Raw genomic sequence first — 1798 nt, 5'->3', positions numbered from 1 at the left:
GGGAGCATGACATCCATATAAACGCACAACTACAGAGGCACATGCACACGCACGTAGTCTGTCCTAGTTAGGGTTTCTATTGCTGTGATTAGACACCGTGACTGTTAGACCCCTGGAAAACTCAGGTATCCGGGGTCCCAGGCCACGTTCGAGGTCACCCCAATCACCAGGCGGATTCGAGAGCTTGATGCAAACTGCACAAGGCTTTATTGTAATTTAACGAGCTAACCCCATGTTAACTCGGGTCTTTCACCCACCCACCATGGTGGATGGCTCGCAAAAGACAAGACCTAGAGCCTCCCAAGAGATCTTATAGGGCAGCGTAAGGGGAGTGTCTAGGGGTACGCACAGGCTCAGGATTGGTGTGCCTCCAGGCTTGGAGGGCTTGCCCTGTGTTGATTGGTCAACTGGTTGTTATGGCCCATAGGCCCTCCCAGGGTGGTTGCTATGCTCTCTACGTCATTGCTGTGCGCTTGTCCGTAAAGCACACCCAGGGTCGTAAAGCATAGCGCCACCAGCTAACTTCTGATTGGTTCCTTGTCACAAGACAGGCATCTGACCTCTAAGTGACTAAGGTTCCTTGTCACGAGACAGGCATCTGACCTCTACGTGACCAAGGCAGGTTTATGGCAAGCACGTGTTCGGCTGTTATGGCTGCCAAAAGGGAAGCCGGTTCCTTCATTCCCCCATTTTCTTTTTTGTAAATTCCAATCATGGAATTGCTGTCTCTCTAGCATCCCCATCAGGGAGTGATAGATACTGTCATCCCCATGCAAGGGAGTTCCTTCTGACTTAGCATTTCAACCAGGGAAAATGGGCAAAATATTCATTCCCATTCTTACACCAGCAAGAACAGAACATCAAAAAACAAATGAAGAAGAAGAGAATGAACTTAAAAACATCTTCCTGAAAGTGATAGAGGACCTCAAAGAGGATGTGAGAAAACCCCTTAAAGAAATGGACAAAAAAAAATCAAAAAATAAAAGATATGAACAAATCTTTCAAGGAAACCCTTCAAGACCTAAAAACTGAAATAGAGACAATAGAGAAGGCACAATCTGAGGGAATGCTGGAAATAGAAAAGCTGGGTAAATGATCAGGAACTACAGATGCAAGCATAACCAACAGAATACAATATATGGAAGAGAGAATCTCAGGAGTTGAAGACACACTAGCAGAAATAGATTCATCAACCAAAGAAAATCTTAAGTCCAACAAATCCCACAAATACCACAAATATCCAGGAAATATTGAATACAGTGAAAAGGCCAAACCTAAGAATAATAGGTATAGAAGAAGGTGAAGAAATCCAACTCAAAGGCACAGAAAACATATTCAACAAAATCATAGAAGAAAACTTTCCCAACCTAAAGAAAGACATGCCAATGAAAATACAAGAAGCCTACAGAACACCAAATAGACTGAACCAAAAAAAGGTCTCCTCACCACATAATAATCAAAACACCAAGCATACATAACAAGGAGAAAATATTAAGAGCAGCAAAGGAAAAAGGACAAGTAACCTATAAAGGCAAACCTATCAGAATCACACCTGACTTTTCCATGGAAACTCTGAAAGCCAGAAGGTCCTGGATAGATATTCTACCTACACTAAGAGACCATGGATGCCAGCCCAGACTACTATACCCAGCAAAGTTTGCAATCAATATAGATGGAGAAAACAAGATATTCCATACCAAAACCAGATTCAAACAATACATATCCACCAATCCAGCCTTACAGAAAGTTCTGGAAGGAAAACTGTAACCCAAGGAAGTTAACTACAACCAGGTAAATA

General features: G+C 42.8%; 1 protein-coding gene. It reads left to right on the top strand.

The window, feature by feature from the left end:
• Positions 1–813: 813 nt before the first annotated feature.
• Positions 814–1032 carry a hypothetical protein gene (locus tag KRX52_RS15880; protein ID WP_217682708.1) on the top strand — a complete coding sequence of 73 codons (219 nt, stop codon included), beginning with the start codon at positions 814–816 and terminating at the stop codon, positions 1030–1032.
• The last annotated feature ends 766 nt before the right edge of the window (positions 1033–1798 follow it).

Origin of the sequence: Geopseudomonas aromaticivorans, from assembly GCF_019097855.1 — a bacterium.
Taxonomy (GTDB): Bacteria; Pseudomonadota; Gammaproteobacteria; order Pseudomonadales; family Pseudomonadaceae; genus Geopseudomonas; species Geopseudomonas aromaticivorans.
The sequence above is the reverse complement of the archived record's forward strand: the minus strand, read 5'-3'. Positions and strand labels throughout refer to the sequence as shown.